Source organism: Pseudomonas sp. HT11 (assembly GCF_044875395.1).
Taxonomy (GTDB): Bacteria; Pseudomonadota; Gammaproteobacteria; order Pseudomonadales; family Pseudomonadaceae; genus Aquipseudomonas.
This window is the reverse complement of record NZ_CP173217.1, coordinates 1,675,549-1,694,158: the sequence shown is the minus strand read 5'-3', so window position 1 is coordinate 1,694,158 and position 18,610 is coordinate 1,675,549. Positions and strand designations below refer to the sequence as shown.

Genomic DNA, 18,610 nt, shown 5'->3' with positions numbered 1-18,610 from the left:
CCGTCAGGTCCGTAGCCGTGCGGACCATAAGGAGTCATGTAATGTCATCCCTTGATAGCCTGAGAACCCTTAAAACCCTGCAAATCGACGACAAGACTTACCACTACTTCAGCTTGCCCGAAGCCGCCAAGAGCCTGGGTGACCTGGATAAGCTGCCGATGTCCCTCAAGGTGCTGCTGGAAAACCTGCTGCGCTGGGAAGACGGCAAAACCGTCACCGGCACCGACCTCAAGGCCATCGCCGCCTGGCTCAAAGAGCGCCAGTCCGACCGCGAAATCCAATACCGCCCGGCCCGCGTGCTGATGCAAGACTTTACCGGCGTGCCCGCCGTGGTCGACCTGGCCGCCATGCGCGCCGCCGTGGCCAAGGCCGGTGGCGACCCGCAGCGCATCAACCCGCTCTCCCCCGTGGACTTGGTCATCGACCACTCGGTGATGGTCGACAAATTCGGCAGCACCAGCGCGTTTGAGCAAAACGTCGACATCGAAATGCAGCGCAACGGCGAACGCTACGCCTTCCTGCGTTGGGGCCAAAGCGCCTTTGACAACTTCAGCGTGGTGCCACCGGGCACCGGCATCTGCCACCAGGTCAACCTTGAATACCTGGGCCGCACCGTGTGGACCAAGGACGAAGACGGCCGTACCTACGCGTTCCCGGACACGCTGGTAGGCACCGACTCGCACACCACCATGATCAACGGCCTGGGCGTACTCGGCTGGGGCGTGGGCGGCATCGAAGCAGAAGCGGCGATGCTCGGCCAGCCGGTGTCGATGCTGATTCCGGAAGTGATCGGCTTCAAACTCACCGGCAAACTCAAGGAAGGCATCACCGCCACCGACCTGGTGCTGACCGTGACCCAGATGCTGCGTAAAAAAGGCGTGGTGGGTAAGTTCGTCGAGTTCTACGGCGACGGCTTGGCCGACCTGCCGCTGGCCGACCGCGCCACCATCGCCAACATGGCTCCGGAATACGGCGCCACGTGCGGCTTTTTCCCGGTGGATGAGGTGACGCTGGACTACCTGCGCCTGTCCGGCCGCCCTGCCGAAACCGTCAAGCTGGTGGAGGCCTACACCAAGGCCCAGGGCCTGTGGCGCAACGCCGGCCAGGAGCCGGTGTTCACCGACACCCTGGCGCTGGACATGGGCAGCGTCGAAGCCAGCCTCGCCGGGCCGAAACGCCCGCAGGACCGTGTGTCTCTGCCGAATGTAGGCCAGGCCTTCAGCGATTTCCTCGACCTGCAATTCAAACCGACCAGCAAAGAAGAAGGCCGCCTGGAAAGCGAAGGCGGCGGCGGTGTCGCCGTGGGCAACGCCGACTTGGTGGGCGAAACCGACTATGAGTACGACGGCCACACCTATCGCCTGAAAAACGGCGCCGTGGTGATTGCCGCGATTACCTCGTGCACCAACACGTCCAACCCCAGCGTGATGATGGCCGCAGGCCTGGTGGCAAAAAAAGCCGTGGAAAAAGGCCTGACCAGCAAACCCTGGGTAAAAACCTCGCTGGCGCCTGGCTCCAAAGTGGTCACCGACTATTACAAGGCAGCGGGCCTCACCCAATACCTTGACCAACTGGGCTTCGACCTTGTGGGGTACGGCTGCACCACGTGCATCGGTAACTCGGGGCCATTGCCTGAACCGATCGAGAAAGCCATCCAGAAAGCCGACCTCGCCGTCGCCTCGGTGTTGTCGGGCAACCGCAATTTCGAGGGCCGCGTACACCCCCTGGTGAAAACCAACTGGCTTGCCTCGCCGCCCCTGGTGGTCGCCTATGCGTTGGCCGGCACGGTGCGCATCGACATCAGCAGCGAACCGCTGGGCGAAGGCAAAGACGGCCAACCGGTGTACCTGAAAGACATCTGGCCAAGCAGCCAGGAAATCGCCGACGCCGTGGCTCAAGTCAGCACCGGCATGTTCCACAAGGAATATGCCGAGGTGTTTGCCGGCGATGAGCAGTGGCAAGCGATTGAAGTGCCGCAAGCGGCGACTTACGTATGGCAGAAAGACTCTACGTACATCCAGCACCCACCGTTCTTCGACGACATCGCCGGGCCATTGCCGGTCATCGAGGACGTCAAAGGCGCCAATGTACTGGCCTTGCTGGGCGATTCGGTAACCACCGACCACATCTCCCCTGCTGGCAACATCAAGGCCGACAGCCCCGCCGGGCGCTACCTGCGCGAGCAGGGCGTGGAACCGCGTGACTTCAACTCCTACGGCTCACGCCGGGGCAACCATGAAGTGATGATGCGCGGCACGTTTGCCAATATCCGTATCCGCAACGAAATGCTCGGCGGAGAAGAAGGCGGCAACACGCTGTACATCCCCACCGGCGAGAAGATGCCGATCTACGATGCGGCCATGAAATACCAGGCGTCGGGCACACCGCTGGTGGTGATCGCCGGCCAGGAATACGGCACCGGTTCCAGCCGCGACTGGGCAGCCAAGGGCACCAACCTGCTGGGGGTCAAGGCGGTGATCGCCGAGAGCTTCGAGCGGATTCACCGTTCCAACCTGGTGGGTATGGGCGTGCTGCCGTTGCAGTTCAAGCTGGATCAGAACCGCAAGGCGCTCAAACTCACCGGTAAGGAGAAGATCGACATCCTTGGGCTGACCCATGCCGAGATCGAGCCGCGCATGAACCTGACGTTGGTGATTACGCGTGAGGATGGCAGCAGAGAGAAAGTCGAGGTGCTGTGCCGGATCGACACCCTCAATGAAGTGGAATACTTCAAGGCGGGCGGCATCTTGCACTATGTGCTGCGCCAGTTGATCGCCTCTTAAGCAACACTGCAAAACCAATGTGGGAGGGGGCTTGCCCCCTCCCACATTTCAACCTGTGTTTAACCTTTCAAATCAGCTGAACAACCACTTCCACAGCAGCACCAGCACCACCACCGCCAGCACCGGCCGCGCAATGCGGTAGGCCTTGGGGTGCTTGCGTTTCCATTGCTTGACCACGCCGCTGAACTTATCGCTGAAGGTCTTGCTCCAGGCATACGCCTGGTTGATCCCGCCAACACGTTCATCATCCAGATTCTGCGGCGCGGTTGCGCGGCCCAACTGCATGCTGACCCAGCGGTTGACGCGGGTCATGAGGCGATTGCTCAGCGGGCGCTCGATGTCGCAGAACAGGATCACGCGGGTCTGGTCGGTTTCGTTCTTCACCCAATGCACGTAGGTTTCGTCGAACATCACGTCCTCACCGTCGCGCCAGGCATAGACCTGACCATCGACGAAGATGCGGCAATCGTCGGAGTTTGGCGTAGACAGCCCGAGGTGATAGCGCAGGGAACCGGCAAACGGGTCGCGGTGCGGGTTGAGGTGACTGCCGCCCGGCAACAGCGCGAACATCGCGCCTTTGACGTTGGGGATGCTGCTGACCAGGGCCACGGTTTTCGGGCACAGCGCCTCGGCCGATGGCAGCGGTTTGTCGTACCACTTGAGGTAGAAACGTTTCCAGCCCTTCTTGAAGAACGAACCGAAACCGGCGTCGTTGTTCTTTTCAGCGGCGCGGATATAACCCTCGTCGAACAGGTGCATGGCCTCTTCGCGGATCACTTCCCAATTGTCCTTGAGCACATCCAGCTCCGGGAACTTGCTGCGGTCCAGGTACGGTTTGGACGGCACGGCCGAGAACAGGTACATCAGGGCGTTATAGGGTGCGAACAGCGCCGAATGGTTGACGAACTGACGCAACATCGGCAAACGCGCCTTGCCACGCAGGTGCACATACAGCGTGCTGCCGATAAACAACAGCAACACCGACAGTTTGGCGGCCAAAGAAAAGGTCATGCAGCAACTCCTGGAAATAAGCGCCTGGCCAACAGCCTCCCGTCGACGGGAAACCAGACGTAGCAGCCGGCCATGATAAACACTTGGGCCATTATGCAGAAGGCCCAGGCCGACCGGCTGACATAAATCAACACCCTGGGGCCCTTGTGGCTGGCGGGTTTGTAGTGGCCTGCGGGCTGGTTGTGGCAAGAAGACTTGTTGTGGCGAGCGGGCTTGCCCCGCGTTGGAGCGCGCAGCGCTCCCACTTCAGACGCCGCGGTGCAACTGATAAACCGCGGCGTCAGGTTTTGGGGGCTGCTTCGCAGCCCAACGCGGGGCAAGCCCGCTCGCCACAACAAGCCCGCTCGCCACGACAAGCCCTCTTGCCACAACCAGGCCGCTCGCCACAACAAGCCTTCTTGCCACCGAGAACCGATCAGGCCTGGGTTTCCTGGTCGGTGAACAAATCGCTGAACAGCATGCTCGACAGGTAGCGCTCACCGGAGTCGGGCAGGATCACCACGATGGTCTTGCCCTGCATTTCCGGTTTCTCGGCCAGACGCACGGCCACGGCCATTGCGGCGCCACAGGAAATACCGCACAGAATCCCCTCTTCCTGCATCAGGCGCAGGGCCATGGCCTTGGATTCCTCGTCGGTCACCCGCTCTACGCGGTCCACCATCGACAGATCGAGGTTTTTCGGCACAAACCCGGCGCCGATGCCCTGGATCTTGTGCGGGCTCGGCTTGATCTCTTCACCGGCCAACGCCTGGGTGATCACCGGCGAAACGATCGGCTCGACCGCCACCGACAGAATCGGCTTGCCCGCCGTGTTCTTGATATAACGCGACACGCCGGTGATGGTACCGCCCGTGCCGACGCCTGCCACCAGCACGTCCACGGCACCATCGGTGTCGTTCCAGATTTCCGGGCCGGTGGTTTTTTCGTGGATCGCCGGGTTGGCCGGGTTTTCAAACTGCGCCGGCATGAAGTAGGTGGCCGGGTCGCTGGCGACGATCTCGCCAGCCTTGTCGATCGCGCCTTTCATGCCTTTGGCCGGCTCGGTCAACACCAGCTCGGCGCCAAGCGCCTTGAGCACTTTACGTCGCTCGATGCTCATCGACGCCGGCATGGTCAGCAGCAGCTTATAGCCACGGGCCGCGGCGACAAACGCCAGGCCGATGCCGGTGTTGCCGGAAGTCGGTTCTACAATGGTCATGCCCGGCTTGAGTTTGCCGGTGCTTTCGGCGTCCCAGATCATGTTCGCGCCAATGCGGCACTTCACCGAATAACCCGGGTTACGCCCCTCGATCTTGGCCAGGATGGTCACGCCACGTGGAGCGATGCGGTTGATCTGCACCAGGGGCGTGTTACCGATGGAGTGCGCGTTGTCTGCAAAGATACGGCTCATGACGGGTCCTTAAGGCAATTTCAACAAGGCCACAAGGGTATGCCTCGTGCTGGTGGGCGTCCAGTCAGAGGAACGTTGCGCCGGTGCGCGCGGTCCATCGCCTATAACGTTGGAGAACCTGCACATGAAACGTCGCTACAGTGGGCTGCTATGGATCGTCGCCATACTGGTGGTAGTACTGATTGCCCTGGACCTCGCCCTGCCCTACCTGGTGCGCAACTACCTGAACGACAAGCTCGCCGACATGGGTGATTACCGCGGCCAGGTCACGGATGTGGACGTGGCGCTGTGGCGCGGGGCCTATAAAATCAACGGCCTGCAGATCGTCAAAGTCGACGGCAAAGTGCCGGTTCCGTTCGTCAAAGCGCCGGTGATCGACGTGTCGGTGAGCTGGCATTCGTTGTGGTACGACCATGCGGTGGTGGCCGAGGTGCAGTTCTTCCAACCCGAGCTGAACTTCGTCGACGGTGGCAACCAACAGGCATCGCAGACTGGTAAAGGCACCGACTGGCGTGAACAGTTGGGCAAATTGTTGCCGATCACCCTCAACGAAGTCCGCATTCAGGACGGCAAGATCGCCTTCCACAACTTCAATTCCAAGCCCGCGGTGAATATCTACGCCACCCAGGTCAACGCCAGCTTCTACAACCTGACCAATGTGGTGGACATCAAAGGCAAGCGGGACGCCACCTTTGAAGGCAAGGCGCAATTGCTCGGCCAGGCGCCCCTGGAAGCTACCGCTGCTTTCGACCCACTGAGCAACTTCGAAGACTTCGAATTCCGCTTTCGCGCCAAGGATATTCAACTCAAACGCCTGAATGACTTCGCGTCGGCGTACGGCAAGTTCGACTTCAAGGCCGGCACGGGCGATGTGGTGGTCGAAGCCCAGGCCGAAAAAGGCCAACTGAGCGGTTATATCAAGCCGCTGCTGCGCGACGTAGAGGTGTTCGACTGGAAACAGGATGTCGAAAACAAGGACAAGAATATCTTCCGCTCGATCTGGGAAGCCGTGGTCGGCGCCAGCGAGACCGTATTAAAGAACCAGAACAAAAACCAGTTTGCCACCCGCGTGGAACTCAGCGGCAGCGTGCACCAGCAAAATATCAGCGCGTTCTCGGCATTTTTGGCGATCTTGCGTAATGGTTTTATCCAGGCATTCAATGCCCGGTATGAACAACCCAAGCCCAGTGCAAACTGAGCCGCACGCCCTACCGGGAAACGGGCTATCGGTTAGCGTGCCGACAGGTCAATGACAACAACGAGTAAGGACACTGAGCATGCGCATCACAGGCTGGATACTGACAATTCTTGGCTACCTCTTGGCCTATTCAGGCTTCGTGAAAATAGTGGGGTTCGCCATGCACGGCGGCCCCCTCGCCGGCATGATGATCCTCGCCGGCATCGGCACACTGGTTTTGGCTGCGCTGGCCCTGTGGGGCGGCAGCAAGCTCAGGGACAAAGCGGACGCGCGGGCGTACGCGTTGGAGAAAGCCGCCAAGGGTCGCGTGTGACCGGCCATTCAGAGACTGAATAACCCGTCTGCGTTCACAGTCGCCGGGGCCGCGCGGTATAGTCCGGGCATTGATGAATTCGAGGAATGACCGATGAAGTTCGAAGGCACCCAGGCCTATGTGGCTACCGATGACCTGAAACTGGCCGTCAACGCCGCCATCACCCTGGAACGGCCGTTGCTGGTCAAGGGCGAGCCCGGCACCGGCAAGACCATGCTTGCCGAGCAACTGGCCGAATCCTTTGGCGCCAAGCTGATCACCTGGCACATCAAATCCACCACCAAGGCGCATCAGGGCCTCTACGAGTACGACGCGGTCAGCCGCCTGCGCGACTCGCAACTGGGCGTGGACAAGGTCCACGATGTGCGCAACTACCTGAAGAAGGGCAAGCTCTGGGAAGCCTTCGAGTCCGAAGAGCGGGTGATTCTGCTGATCGATGAAATCGACAAGGCCGACATCGAGTTCCCCAACGACCTGCTGCAAGAACTCGACAAGATGGAGTTCTACGTCTACGAAATCGACGAGACCATCAAGGCCAAGAAACGCCCGATCATCATCATTACCTCCAACAACGAGAAAGAGCTGCCGGACGCGTTCCTGCGCCGCTGCTTCTTCCATTACATTGCCTTTCCCGACCGCTCCACCCTGCAAAAGATCGTCGATGTGCACTACCCCGACATCAAGAAAGACCTGGTCAGCGAAGCACTGGACGTGTTCTTCGACGTGCGCAAGGTGCCAGGCCTGAAGAAAAAGCCGTCCACCTCCGAACTGGTCGACTGGCTCAAGCTGCTGATGGCCGACAACATCGGCGAAGCCGTGCTGCGCGAACGCGACCCCACCAAAGCCATCCCGCCGTTGGCCGGTGCCCTGGTGAAAAACGAGCAAGACGTGCAGTTGCTGGAACGTCTGGCCTTCATGAGCCGTCGCGGTAATCGATAATGTTGCTCAACCTGTTCAATGAGATGCGCGCCGCCAAGGTGCCGGTGTCGGTGCGCGAGCTGCTCGACCTGATCAATGCGCTGAAACAGCGTGTGGTCTTCGCCGACATGGACGAGTTTTACTACTTGGCCAGGGCGATTCTGGTCAAGGACGAACGGCATTTCGACAAGTTCGACCGCGCGTTCGGTGCCTATTTCAACGGCCTGGAAAAGCTCGACGACCACCTGCAGGCGCTGATTCCCGAAGAGTGGCTGCGCAAGGAATTCGAGCGCTCGTTGAGCGATGAGGAGCGTGCGCAGATCCAGTCCCTCGGTGGCCTGGACAAGCTCATCGAAGAGTTCAAGAAACGCCTGGAAGAACAGAAAGAGCGCCATGCCGGCGGCAACAAGTGGATCGGCACCGGCGGCACCAGCCCGTTCGGCTCCGGCGGCTACAACCCGGAAGGCATCCGTGTGGGTGACGCCGGCAAGCGCCAGGGCAAGGCGGTAAAAGTCTGGGACCAGCGCGAGTACAAGAACCTCGACGATCAGGTGGAGCTGGGCACGCGCAACATCAAGATTGCCCTGCGCCGCCTGCGCAAGTTCGCGCGCCAGGGTGCGGCCGAAGAGCTGGACATCGACGGCACCATCGACCACACCGCCCGCGATGCCGGGCTGCTGAATATCCAGATGCGTCCGGAGCGGCGCAACACCATCAAACTGCTGTTGCTGTTCGACATCGGCGGCTCAATGGACGCCCACGTGAAGATCTGCGAAGAGCTGTTCTCCGCGTGCAAGACCGAGTTCAAGCACCTGGAGTACTTCTACTTCCATAACTTCGTGTACGAGTCGGTGTGGAAGAACAACCAGCGGCGCACCTCCGAACGCACCTCCACCCAGGACTTGCTGCATAAATACGGCGCCGATTACAAAGTGATTTTTATCGGCGATGCGTCGATGGCGCCGTATGAAATCACCCAGGCCGGCGGCAGCGTCGAGCACTGGAATGAGGAGCCTGGGTACGTGTGGATGCAGCGCTTCATGGCCAAGTACAAGAAGCTGATCTGGATTAACCCGTACCCGAAAGACACGTGGGGGTATACGGCGTCGACGGGGATTGTGCGGGAGTTGGTGGAAGATCAGATGTACCCGCTGACGCTGCGGGGCCTGGAAGAAGGGATGCGCTTTCTCTCCAAGTAACTCAAACCTCCATGCACCATAAATCCAATGTGGGAGGGGGCTTGAACTGGCCTAATGATTTTGGACACTTCAATCGGGCGCTATGATGGCGCTCAAATCTGAGGTGTTTGGCTATGCGTAAATCTTATTCGAGTGAGTTCAAGCTCAAGGCCGCCAGCATGGTGCTGGATGAAGGTCAGCCTGTTACCGAGGTCTGTGCCAGCCTGGATATTGGCCCTACGGCCCTGCGTCGCTGGGTCGATCAAGTGCAAAAAGAACGCTTGGGTTCTACTCCGGTGGGGGCCAAGGCGATTACCGCTGATCAACGAGAAATCCAGAGGCTCAAAGCTCTGCTCAGGGAGAAAGACCTGGACATTGAAATCCTAAAAAAGGCCAGTGCTCTCCTGCTTTTGGACGCCAAAGATCATTCACGCTGATCGAGGAGCTGGACGAGCAGTACGGCGTTAGAAGGTGTTGCCGCGCGTTCGGGGTCAACCGCAGTAGCTTTTACGCCTGGCGCCAGCGCCAAGGAAAAGAAAATCCTGAGCGAGAGAAACTCAAAGCCGCGCTGGTCAGGCATCACAAGGCGTCGAGAGAATCGGCGGGCGCACGTACTTTGGCCAAAGAGCTGCAAGCTAGAGGGCATCGTGTCGGTCGGTACATGGTTCGCAGTCTGATGCGCGAAGCAGGCATCGCCAGTCGTCAGCGCAGGCGTCATAAATACAAGTCGCCGGGTGTAGAGGCCTTGGTGGCACCGCATGTGCTCAAGCGGAAATTTGATGTGACGGCGGTTAATCAGGTGTGGTGTGGCGACGTGACTTACATCAAGGTCGGCAAGCGATGGTTGTACTTCGCCGTCGTTCTGGATTTGTACGCTCGTAGGATCGTTGGCTGGTCGTTCTCGATGATTTCTGATGCCAACCTGACCTGCGAAGCGCTACGTATGGCGGTGGAGCTACGCGGCCATCCTCAGGATGTGTTGTTTCATTCTGACCAAGGTTGTCAGTACACCAGTCATAAATTCCGAAATGAGCTGCTGAAACAGGGGTTTAGGCAGAGTATGAGCCGTAAAGGCGAGTGTTGGGACAACGCCCCGATGGAGCGTTTCTTTGGTAGCTTGAAATCAGAGTGGGTGCCTGAAAAGGGCTACAAACTGGAGCATGAGGCCCGGGCAGACGTGCAGCGCTATGTCTCGCGCTACAACATCAGCAGACCTCACAGCTACAACGACTACCGGTCGCCGGTCGCGCAAGAGCGATTGACGGCGTAAACCTTAATCGGTGTCCAAGATTACTTGACCAGTTCAGCTTGCCCCCGATAGCAGCGCCTCAGTCAATGCATTTGGCACTCAGAGACCGCCATCGGGGGCAAGCCCCCACCTACATTGTTAGCCTTCGCTGAAGCGCTGCAAAAAGTCCACATGCTGGCGATGCGCCGTCTCCTGCACCACCGGCGCCAAGCGCACCTTCTCCCCCGGCAAACACTGCGCCAGCCGCGCCAGCGCCAAGGGCGTCAACGCGCCTAAACGCGGGTAGCCGCCAATGGTCTGCCGATCATTGAGCAACACAATCGGCTGCCCATCCGGCGGCACCTGGATGGCCCCCAACGGAATCCCTTCGGAGATCAACGACGGCCCCTGATACTGCAACGGCGTGCCCAGCAGACGCATGCCCATGCGGTCGGCGCGGCTGTCCAGCGCCCATTCGGTGTTGAAGGCATCGAACAAACTCTGGCCGCTGAATTGACCGATTTGTGCGCCGACTATCACGTCCAGTGGTGCAGCGGGTTGCAAATCCGCGCTACCCAACACCTTCATCGCACCGCCCGTTCCGGAATACATCAACCGCCCGCCTTCGACCAATGCCTTGCCGAAACCGTCAAGCCCGCCCAATTCCTCTCGCACCACCGTGGCGCAACTGCCCAGCACCTGCGGCGCATCAAAGCCGCTTGGCGCCGCCAGGTAGGCCCGCGCGCCATTGAACGGCTGGGTAAAGCGCAAACGCTGACCCTTTTGCAGGATAAAGCTGCGTCCCGGGCTGATCGCACGCTCATCGATGTACGCGCCCAGATCCGCGCCGGCCAATGCCAGTAAGCAATACTCCTCGGCCTGCACGGTGAACCCGCCCAAGGTGATTTCCACCACCGGCGCATCCAGCGCGTTGCCCAGCAGCCAGTTGGCCCAGGACATCGACACCCAGTCCAGCGCGCCACCCTGGGTCACGCCCAGGTGGCGCACGCCAAAGCGGCCGGCATCCTGCAACAGGCACAGTGGCGTGCTGGCCTCGATCAACAAACGGCTCATGCCTGCGCCTCCAACGGCGTGTCATCGCCACCCAGGTTGATAAATTCGGCGTGGCCGACCGCCTCGAAACGCACCGTATCGCCGGGCTGCATCAGGCTGTAACCGTCGCGTTCGCGGTCGAACAGCTTGGCCGGGGTGCGACCGATCAGGTTCCAGCCACCGGGCGAGACCACCGGGTACGCGGCGGTTTGCCGCTCGGCAATGCCGACGCTGCCAGCCGCCACGCGCTTTCGCGGGGTATTCAGGCGCGGCGTCGCGAGGATTTCGTCCACCAACCCCATAAACGCAAAACCGGGGGCAAAGCCGAGGGCGAACACCTGGTATTCATGGGCACTGTGGCGGCGGATCACGTCTTCAACCGACAGACCGCTGCGCTGGCTGAGCAAGCTCAGTTCCGGGCCGACACTCAGGTCGTACCACACCGGCAACACGTGACGCTGGCCGCTGCCCTGGGCCTGAGGCTGCAGGTCGGCCAGCGCCTGGCCGATCAACTCCCTGGCCTGCGCCGGGCTCAACGCGGTGAGATCGTAATGCACCATCAGCGTGGTGTAGGACGGCACCAGGTCCACCAACGCTGGGCCAAAACCTTCGCGCAGACGTTGAGTGGCAGCGAGCATCCACGGCATGTTGGCTTCGGCAATCACATCAAACAGACGCACCATCAGGCAATCGATCGCCACCACTTCAATGCGTGGCTTCATGCTGGCTTCAGCGCCTCGCGGATACGCTTCACGGCGGCCACCGAACTGGCGTTGTCGCCGTGCACACACAAGGTGTTGGCCTGCAACACCATGGCGCTGCCATCGCTGGCGGTCAGGGCGTCGCCGCGGGAAATCGTCAGGGCCTGCTGCACGATGGTTTCGGAGTCATGGTGCACGGCACCCGGCAACTGGCGCGACACCAGATGCCCCTTGGGGTCGTAAGCGCGGTCGGCAAAGGCCTCGAACCACAAGGTCACCCCGTACTCATCGCCCAAGGCCTGGGCCGCGCTGTTGTCGCGGGTGGCCAGCAGCATCAGCGGCAGGTCGCCATAAGCGGCCACGGCCTGGATCACTGCGCGCAATTGCGCAGGGTTGGCCATCATGTCGTTGTACATCGCGCCATGGGGTTTGACGTAGCTGACCCGCCCGCCTTGCGCACGGCAGATGCCGTCGAGGGCGCCGATCTGGTAGTGCAGCAGGTCCTGGATTTCCTGCGGTGTGTAGGCCATGGAGCGGCGGCCGAAGCCTTGCAGGTCCTGGTACGCCGGGTGCGCCCCCACTTGCACGCCGTGCTTGAAGGCCAGGCTGACGGTCTTGCGCATGATGCTCGGGTCGCCGGCATGAAAGCCACACGCCACGTTGGCACAATCAATGAACGGCATAACCTCGCCGTCCAGACCCATGGTCCAGTTGCCAAAGCTTTCGCCGATGTCGCAATTCAATAGCAGACGGCTCACGGTGGGTGCTCCTCCAGGCGTTGTTTTTCAGGCGTTGTATTTTTTGTAGTGTGGGATTTTTCGTACAGAACTGGCAACTTGTCCTCACACCCCAACGACGCTTATCGTGGAATAGCTCGATTTTTGGCGTTTGCCCGGTGCGGCGTCCAACTAATAAAAACCGATCCATGCATAAGAAAAGTTGATCCCATGAATTTGAAGTTCCTCGAAACCTTCGTCTGGGTGGCCAAGCTCAAGAGCTTTCGCCTGACCGCCGAGAAGTTGTTCACCACCCAGGCCTCGATTTCCAGCCGCATTGCCGTGCTCGAGAGCGAGTTGGGTGTGAAGCTGTTTCTACGCGACTCACGCGGCGTGAGCCTGACCCCGGAAGGCTTGAAGGTGCTCGATTACGCCGAGCAGATGATGGTGACCATGCAGGGCTTGAAGCAGTCACTGGAAACCACCAGCAGCAAGGTCGGGCGGATTCGCATCGGCGCGATGGACACGGTGATTCACACCTGGCTCAGCCCCTTGGTGGCCGAATTGATGGACCACTTTCCGTTGGTGGAAATCGAATTGGTCGCCGATACCGCATTGAACCTCAGCGATCAGCTGCAAAAAGGCTTTCTCGACCTGATTCTGCAAACCGACCTGCTGCGCCTGGAAACCGTGCGCAGCCTGGAACTGGCCAGCCACCCGATGGCCTGGATCGTCGCCAGCCATTCCCTCTACAACCGCGACTACGCCTCCCTCGCCGAACTGGCCCAGGAGCGCATCATCACCTACTCGAAAAACTCCCACCCGCACCAGGACGTGCTGAGCCTGATGCAGGCCAACGGCGTCGCCGCGCCGCGCATGAACTGCGTGAATTCGGTGTCGGCGATTACCCGCCTGCTGCGCGATGGCTTCGGCATCGGCGCACTGCCGCCGGTGCTGGTCAGCGAGGAACTGGCGCGCGGGGAGTTGGTGATGCTGCCGATGGTGCAGAAGCTGCCGAATTTGCAGGTGGTGGTGTCGTGGCGGGTGGGCGTGGAGTTGGTGGAGGAGATTGTCGGGTTGTGCCAGAAGGTGGTGGCCCGCTATGCCGAAGAGGTCGGCGAAGCGAATATGGTTCTGACGAAACCGGATTAAACCCTTGGGAGCTGGCTTGCCTGCGATAGCGGTGGGTCAGCTTGCACATCTGCCCCTGATACACCGCTATCGCAGGCAAGCCAGCTCCCACATTTGACCGAGTTGGGATTTTAGAGCCCCTTCAGGTCTCGCTCTTCAATCGGCCGGCTCTGGCGCAGGCGCTTGCCGCCCAACACCACCCAGTCGATCAAGCGGAACAGGCATTCAATGCCGAACGACAACAGCATCGCCCCGCCCAGGCCCCAGCCCATCGCCTCCGGCGTCAGCAGGATCTGATAGCTGTAGCCATTCCAGGTTTCCAGGCGAATCGCCGGGTCCGCCGCCACCGCCACCTGCAGGGCGCGGATGTACCACGGGCCTTGCATGGCCTGGAATTGCTTGTCCAACGCCACCTGGCGATCAAGCAGGGTGCCCAGGCTGTTGGCGTCGCTCTGGAACACCGGATCATCACTGGCGCGGTAATGCGCCACCAATGCCTGCAAATCACCGTTGAAGAACTGCCGTGCGGTGCTTTCAAACCCGCTGAGGCCGGTCTGGGCCTCGATCAGGTGGGCCTCGACGCGCTTGGCGTAGTCGTTGATGAAACCCGGCACCTGCACACCGACCAACAAGCCAATGGCAAACAGCACCAACCGCAGATAACTGAGCAGCATGGTCGATATCCTTACTCGGTAATGCCCTGGCTGACGCATTCACCGCGTCGCCACAGGCTCCATTGGCCCGGTTCGTAGCGGGTCCAGTTTTCGTTATCGGTCAACGGCTCGGTGGCGATCACAGTGACCACGTCATTTGGCGTGGTTTCGGCCTGAAAATCGACGATCACGTCGACATCTTTCAAGCGCGCCGGGCCAAACGGTGCGCGCCGGGTAATCTGCGCCAGCTTGGTCGAGCAGTAGCAAAACAGCCAGTCACCGTCGCTGAGCAGGCAGTTGAACACGCCTTTGCTGCGGTACTCGGCGCAGGCGGCAATCAGGTCCGGCAGCACTTGTTCGATGTCCACCGGCTCGGGGAAGGCTTCGCGCACACGGTTGAGCAGGTCGCAGAACGCGGCTTCGCTGTCGGTATCGCCCACCGGCCGGTAGAAGGTGGCGCGCGGGTTGAAGTCCGCCAGCTGGCCGTTATGGGCAAAACACCAGTTGCGACCCCACAGCTCGCGCACGAACGGGTGGGTATTGGCCAGGCTCACCTTGCCCACGTTGGCCTGGCGGATATGGCCAATCACCACTTCACTTTTGATCGGATAGCGCTGCACCAGCAGCGCGACTTCCGACTCACTGCTGGCGGCCGGGTCCTGGAACAGACGCAGGCCACGGCCCTCGTAGAAGGCAATGCCCCAACCGTCGCGGTGAGGGCCGGTACGCCCGCCCCGCTGCATCAGCCCGGTAAAGCTGAACACGATGTCGGTGGGGACGTTGGCACTCATGCCCAATAATTCACACATGCCAGGGCTCTCGCTGCAGGGCGGACGACGTCAAAGGCGCGGTTCGACGCGCATTCCGCTGGCAGGCGCCGGGCGATGGAACGGCTCGTCGTCCTCGTCAACCGTCTCGGCAGCCAGGGCGGCGTCGACAGCGGCCTTGCGCTCACGCCGGGCGTTGGCGGCGCGCTCGATGGGCCAGCGGATCAGCACAAACACGATATACACGCCAAACGCGATCATCGTGTACATGAACAGATCGGAAATAGCCCGCCAGGCGTTATTGCCGACATGCAGCACCAGGTCCAGGGCCGTGATCGCCACGGCCGGCGCGAACTGGGTCTTGACCGGATCGACGATGGTCGGGCTGAACAGCAGCACCGCCATCAGCAACTGCAGCGGCTCGCGCAGCCAGCGCCAGATCCAGCGGGTCATGCGCCACCACACCAACAGGCAGCCCAAAGCGGCGAAGGCGTAAAGGCCCCAAGCGGTCAGATAGTCGTTCTCGGTCATGGTGTCCATGGCAAGGTAGGCAAACAGGCGGCTATGATAACGGCTTTTGCGTGTCTCGGCTGCAATGCCTGCCACCATCCGCCAGACAGAGAGTGATCCATGCCTTCATCGACCCACATCACTGCCGCCCCGATTGCCCGCAAGGCCGAAGGCCAGGACCCGTACGCCTGGCTGCAAGCGCGTGACACGGCTGAAGTCCTCGATTACCTCAAAGCCGAAAACGCCTGGCAGGAGGCGCAACTCGCCGATCAGCAGGCGCTGCGCGAAACCCTGTTCGACGAGATCAAGGGCCGTATTCTCGAAACCGACCTGTCCCTGCCTTCGCCGTGGGGCCCGTACCTGTATTACACGCGCACCACCGCCGGTGACGAATACGCCCGCCACTACCGCTGCCGCCGCCCGGCAGATGACAGCAACACAGTGGACGACAGCAGCGAAGAATTGTTGCTCGACCCCAACGTACTCGCCAACGGCGGCTTTTTCTCGCTGGGCGCGTTCAGCATCAGCCCCGACCACCAGCGCCTGGCCTACAGCCTGGACACCAGCGGTGAAGAGATTTACACCCTGTACGTGAAGGAATTGGCTAACGGCAAAGTCAGCGAACTGGAGTTTCAGGACTGCGACGGCAGCATGACCTGGGCCAATGACAGCCTGACCCTGTTCTTCGGCGAACTGGACGACACCCATCGCCCACACAAACTGTATCGCTACCGCCTGGATGGCACGGCAGCGCAGGAAGTGTTCCACGAGCCCGACGGACGTTTCTTCCTGCATTGCTACCGCTCCAGTTCCGAACGCCAGTTGCTGCTGGCCCTGGGCAGCAAGACCACCAGTGAAATCTGGGCGCTGGACGCCAACCAGCCGCACCTCGACTTCACTTGCCTGGCGCCACGGGTCGAAGACCACGAATACGATGTCGACCATGGCCAGCGCGACGGCGAGTGGACCTGGTTTATCCGCAGCAACCGCGACGGTATCAACTACGCGCTGTTCGTCGCCGCCGACACCGGCAGCGTGCCCACCGAAGATCAATGGCAAAACCTGATCCCGCACAGCGACGAGGTGATGCTCGACGGCGTGAGCCTCAATGCCGGCGCGATGACCTTGAGCCTGCGCATCGGCGGCCTGCCAGTGATCGAAGTGCACCCTCAGGACGTACCAGCCTATCGCGTCGAATTGCCCGACGCCGCCTACAGCCTTTATGTGCAAAACAGCCTGGAATTCCCGAGCGACAAGATCCGTCTGCGCTATGAAGCGCTGAACCGTCCGGCCCAGGTGCGCCAGCTGGAATTGGCGACCGGCGCGCAAGCCGTGCTCAAGGAAACGCCGGTACTCGGCGTGTTCAACGCCGACGACTACGTCAGCCAACGCCTGTGGGCCACGTCTGCCGATGGCACCCAGGTGCCGATCAGCCTGGTGGTCAAACGCGACCAGTTGGGCAAACCGGTGCCGCTGTACCTCTATGGCTACGGCGCCTACGGCCACAGCCTCGACCCCTGGTTCTCGCACGCGCGCCTGAGCCTGCTGGACCGCGGCGTGGCGTTCGCCATCGCGCACGTACGCGGCGGCGGCGAACTGGGTGAAGCCTGGTACCGCAACGGCAAGCAGGCACACAAGCAGAACACCTTCAGCGACTTTATCGCCTGCACCGAGCACCTGATCGCCGAGGGCCTGACCACCTCCAAACAACTGGCCATCAGCGGCGGCAGTGCCGGCGGCCTGTTGATCGGCGCGGTGCTCAATCAACGCCCGGAGCTGTTCCAGGCGGCGATTGCCGAAGTGCCGTTCGTCGATGTGCTCAACACCATGCTCGACCCGGAGCTGCCGCTGACCATCACCGAATATGACGAGTGGGGCAACCCTGAAGAACCAGAGGTGTACGAGCGCATCAAGGCCTACGCGCCGTACGAGAACGTCAGCGCCCAGGCCTACCCGGCGCTGCTGGTGATCGCCGGCTACAACGACAGCCGCGTGCAGTATTGGGAGGCGGCCAAGTGGGTGGCCAAGCTGCGCGACACCAAGACTGACGACAACCTGCTGCTGCTCAAGACCGAACTGGGCGCCGGCCATGGTGGCATGAGCGGGCGTTATCAGGGATTACGTGATGTAGCGCTCGAATACGCATTTGTGTTCAAGGCGCTGGGCTTGATTTAAGGAACTTAGGACGGCGGTCCTGTCTGAACACACAGACCGCCTACTTGATTGATGGACCAAGATTGCAGCTATGCCTCAACCAACTTTATTGAACAATGAAATCCGCGACATGCTCATGGACTGCGGGCTGTTCGACCCTTTGCTGCCGGAAGATTTTCACGTCGCCGCCGGCTACTTCAACATCAGCAGCATTGCCCAGGGCGAAGTGATCTTCGTTGAGGGCGATGCCGGCTCGTTCATGTGCATCATCCACAGCGGCCAGGTGGCCGTGCAGAAAACCAACCATGAAGGCCAGCGCCTGACCATCGCCACCCTGCGCAGTGGGCGGGCGTTTGGCGAAATGGCGGTGCTCGATGGCGAGCGGCGCTCTGCCAGTTGCCTGGCGGCCAGTGATTGCGTGCTGCTGAACCTGGGCAAGGATTCCCTGGAAAAAATGCTCAACGAAGCGCCCAGGATCGCGGCCAAGATCATCCGCGCGATTGCGATCGCCTTGTCCAAACGCCTGCGCATGGCCGACGGGCAATTGCTCTCGCAACCGTTTTAACCGCCGGGCGTCTTCGGCTTGCTGTCATTTTGCAGCAGGCCAGGCACGCTCTGGTCCTTGGGCGGCGTTGGCAACACAATCGGCACCAGCGCGGGTGAGCCGTTGGCGGTGGCTTTGGGCGCCACCGGCGGTGTGACTTGCGGGTACAACGTCGGTGTCGGTGTACCCGGTGCACCGGGCGTTGGCGCAGGTGCGACCGGAACGGTTTGCACCTCCTGAGCCTGGGCCGTACCCAATGTGAGCGCGCCAAGCACAATGACCGTTAGAATGCTGCACTTCATCGATGGCTCCATGGCCTGACCGGAATGTCGTAAGGCTACTCCCAACCGCGCAAGAATGCC

General features: G+C 60.9%; 19 protein-coding genes. 10 read left to right on the top strand and 9 right to left on the bottom strand.

Annotated elements, in window-relative coordinates:
• Positions 1-41: 41 nt before the first annotated feature.
• On the top strand, positions 42-2,783 hold the full coding sequence (gene acnA, locus ABWL43_RS07695; RefSeq protein WP_404487370.1) for an aconitate hydratase AcnA: 2,742 nt from the start codon (positions 42-44) through the stop codon (positions 2,781-2,783).
• Positions 2,784-2,855: 72 nt separating this feature from the next.
• Here the strand turns inward: acnA and ABWL43_RS07690 are convergent, their stop codons facing one another.
• Together ABWL43_RS07690 and cysK are read right to left on the bottom strand one after the other, a co-directional pair.
• Entirely contained in the window at positions 2,856-3,794 is a 939-nt protein-coding gene (locus tag ABWL43_RS07690; protein WP_145163021.1) for an aspartyl/asparaginyl beta-hydroxylase domain-containing protein, read from the bottom strand.
• A 415-nt stretch (positions 3,795-4,209) separates the two neighbouring features.
• Entirely contained in the window at positions 4,210-5,184 is a 975-nt protein-coding gene (gene cysK, locus ABWL43_RS07685) for a cysteine synthase A (protein WP_145163016.1), read from the bottom strand.
• Between the two features lie 124 nt (positions 5,185-5,308).
• Here cysK and ABWL43_RS07680 point away from each other — a divergent pair, with 124 nt between their 5' ends.
• The 6 genes from ABWL43_RS07680 to ABWL43_RS07655 all read left to right on the top strand — a co-directional run bounded on the left by ABWL43_RS07680 (position 5,309) and on the right by ABWL43_RS07655 (position 10,061).
• A complete protein-coding gene (locus ABWL43_RS07680; protein WP_145163014.1) occupies positions 5,309-6,382 on the top strand; it encodes a DUF748 domain-containing protein in 1,074 nt (357 codons plus the stop codon).
• 79 nt (positions 6,383-6,461) lie between these two features.
• Positions 6,462-6,695 (top strand): hypothetical protein, encoded by a 234-nt coding sequence (locus ABWL43_RS07675; protein ID WP_262206382.1) that lies wholly within the window; start codon positions 6,462-6,464, stop codon positions 6,693-6,695.
• 93 nt (positions 6,696-6,788) lie between these two features.
• A complete protein-coding gene (locus ABWL43_RS07670) occupies positions 6,789-7,634 on the top strand; it encodes a MoxR family ATPase (RefSeq protein ID WP_058411046.1) in 846 nt (281 codons plus the stop codon).
• A complete protein-coding gene (locus ABWL43_RS07665; protein WP_017137401.1) occupies positions 7,634-8,812 on the top strand; it encodes a VWA domain-containing protein in 1,179 nt (392 codons plus the stop codon). Before ABWL43_RS07670 ends, ABWL43_RS07665 begins: the two co-directional genes overlap by 1 nt.
• Before the next feature lie 113 nt (positions 8,813-8,925).
• Positions 8,926-9,228, top strand: a complete 303-nt coding sequence (locus ABWL43_RS07660; RefSeq protein WP_014717988.1) for a transposase — start codon at positions 8,926-8,928, stop codon at positions 9,226-9,228.
• Positions 9,225-10,061, top strand: coding sequence for an IS3 family transposase (locus tag ABWL43_RS07655; RefSeq protein ID WP_404488370.1), 837 nt, complete (start codon positions 9,225-9,227; stop codon positions 10,059-10,061). Before ABWL43_RS07660 ends, ABWL43_RS07655 begins: the two co-directional genes overlap by 4 nt.
• Before the next feature lie 117 nt (positions 10,062-10,178).
• Here ABWL43_RS07655 and ABWL43_RS07650 read toward each other — a convergent pair whose 3' ends face one another.
• The 3 genes from ABWL43_RS07650 to ABWL43_RS07640 are packed head-to-tail and all read right to left on the bottom strand — an operon-like array spanning position 10,179 to position 12,531.
• Complete coding sequence (locus tag ABWL43_RS07650) at positions 10,179-11,093, bottom strand: biotin-dependent carboxyltransferase family protein (RefSeq protein WP_404487369.1); 915 nt, start codon at positions 11,091-11,093, stop codon at positions 10,179-10,181.
• Positions 11,090-11,794 (bottom strand): 5-oxoprolinase subunit PxpB, encoded by a 705-nt coding sequence (gene pxpB, locus ABWL43_RS07645; RefSeq protein WP_262206380.1) that lies wholly within the window; start codon positions 11,792-11,794, stop codon positions 11,090-11,092. The genes ABWL43_RS07650 and pxpB overlap by 4 nt, the downstream gene beginning before the upstream one ends.
• The gene (locus ABWL43_RS07640) at positions 11,791-12,531 is read right to left on the bottom strand and encodes a 5-oxoprolinase subunit PxpA (protein WP_404487367.1); all 741 of its coding nucleotides are present in this window, start codon (positions 12,529-12,531) and stop codon (positions 11,791-11,793) included. The genes pxpB and ABWL43_RS07640 overlap by 4 nt, the downstream gene beginning before the upstream one ends.
• Before the next feature lie 189 nt (positions 12,532-12,720).
• Between ABWL43_RS07640 and ABWL43_RS07635 the strand changes: the two genes are divergently transcribed.
• The gene (locus ABWL43_RS07635) at positions 12,721-13,641 is read left to right on the top strand and encodes a LysR family transcriptional regulator (RefSeq protein WP_404487366.1); all 921 of its coding nucleotides are present in this window, start codon (positions 12,721-12,723) and stop codon (positions 13,639-13,641) included.
• Between the two features lie 110 nt (positions 13,642-13,751).
• Here ABWL43_RS07635 and ABWL43_RS07630 read toward each other — a convergent pair whose 3' ends face one another.
• From ABWL43_RS07630 to ABWL43_RS07620, 3 genes are read right to left on the bottom strand one after another with little or no spacing between them, the layout of a single operon-like run.
• Complete coding sequence (locus ABWL43_RS07630) at positions 13,752-14,294, bottom strand: DUF2937 family protein (RefSeq protein ID WP_145163001.1); 543 nt, start codon at positions 14,292-14,294, stop codon at positions 13,752-13,754.
• Between the two features lie 11 nt (positions 14,295-14,305).
• Entirely contained in the window at positions 14,306-15,082 is a 777-nt protein-coding gene (locus ABWL43_RS07625; RefSeq protein ID WP_064451362.1) for a class II glutamine amidotransferase, read from the bottom strand.
• Positions 15,083-15,112: 30 nt separating this feature from the next.
• Positions 15,113-15,649: an MFS transporter gene (locus tag ABWL43_RS07620; RefSeq protein ID WP_262206374.1), complete on the bottom strand. Its 537-nt coding sequence runs from the start codon at positions 15,647-15,649 to the stop codon at positions 15,113-15,115.
• Positions 15,650-15,670: 21 nt separating this feature from the next.
• On the opposite strand from ABWL43_RS07620, the gene ABWL43_RS07615 reads away from it, so the two are divergent.
• Together ABWL43_RS07615 and ABWL43_RS07610 are read left to right on the top strand one after the other, a co-directional pair.
• The gene (locus tag ABWL43_RS07615; RefSeq protein WP_404487365.1) at positions 15,671-17,725 is read left to right on the top strand and encodes a S9 family peptidase; all 2,055 of its coding nucleotides are present in this window, start codon (positions 15,671-15,673) and stop codon (positions 17,723-17,725) included.
• A 70-nt stretch (positions 17,726-17,795) separates the two neighbouring features.
• Entirely contained in the window at positions 17,796-18,269 is a 474-nt protein-coding gene (locus tag ABWL43_RS07610) for a cyclic nucleotide-binding domain-containing protein (RefSeq protein ID WP_404487364.1), read from the top strand.
• Here the strand turns inward: ABWL43_RS07610 and ABWL43_RS07605 are convergent.
• Positions 18,266-18,550 (bottom strand): hypothetical protein, encoded by a 285-nt coding sequence (locus ABWL43_RS07605; protein WP_404487363.1) that lies wholly within the window; start codon positions 18,548-18,550, stop codon positions 18,266-18,268. The two genes, ABWL43_RS07610 and ABWL43_RS07605, sit on opposite strands and share 4 nt — an antisense overlap.
• Between the last annotated feature and the right edge of the window lie 60 nt (positions 18,551-18,610).